The sequence below is a fragment of the Octadecabacter dasysiphoniae genome (assembly GCF_021532615.1).
In the GTDB taxonomy this organism is placed as follows: domain Bacteria; phylum Pseudomonadota; class Alphaproteobacteria; order Rhodobacterales; family Rhodobacteraceae; genus Octadecabacter; species Octadecabacter dasysiphoniae.
In genome coordinates this window covers 1-508 of record NZ_JAKGAQ010000023.1, presented here as the reverse complement: position 1 = coordinate 508, position 508 = coordinate 1, and the positions used below count along the sequence as shown (strand labels likewise).

The following is a 508-nucleotide window of genomic DNA, read 5'->3' as shown; positions in this document are numbered from 1 at the left end:
GTGTCATCGCCCGTGGTGCCGATCTGCGTCGCGGCGCCCGAGAAATCGCCGCCGAAGATCACGAAGCTCGCGCCGGACGAACTGCCATTCGTATCGTCACCCGGTGCCCCAACGATCAGATCGTCGAAGCCGTCACCATTCACATCACCTGCGCCGCTGACCGAATTGCCGGTACGATCACTCTCCGCCACACCGTTGATCACAAAGCCGCCAATGCCGTCCTCGATGTCGGACAGCGCTACCGCGGTCCCGTCACTTTTGCCAAAGACCACAAAGCTCGCGCCGGAGAAACTGCCATTCGGATCATCTCCATTTGCCCCGACGATCAGATCATCCAAGCCGTCGCCATTCACATCCCCCGCTCCGCTGACAGAGACACCCGACTGGTCACCCTCAGCCACACCATTGATGACAAAGCCGCCAAGGCCGTCCTCGATGTCGGACAGCTCCACCGCTGTGCCATCGCTCTTGCCGAAGACCACAAAGCTTGCACCGGAGGACTGGCCAT

At 61.0% G+C, this 508-nt stretch carries 1 protein-coding gene; it reads right to left on the bottom strand.

Features of this window, described 5'->3' with window-relative positions; genetic code table 11:
• On the bottom strand, positions 1-508 hold a 508-nt coding region (locus L0664_RS18475), incomplete at both ends, for an integrin alpha (protein WP_235227381.1).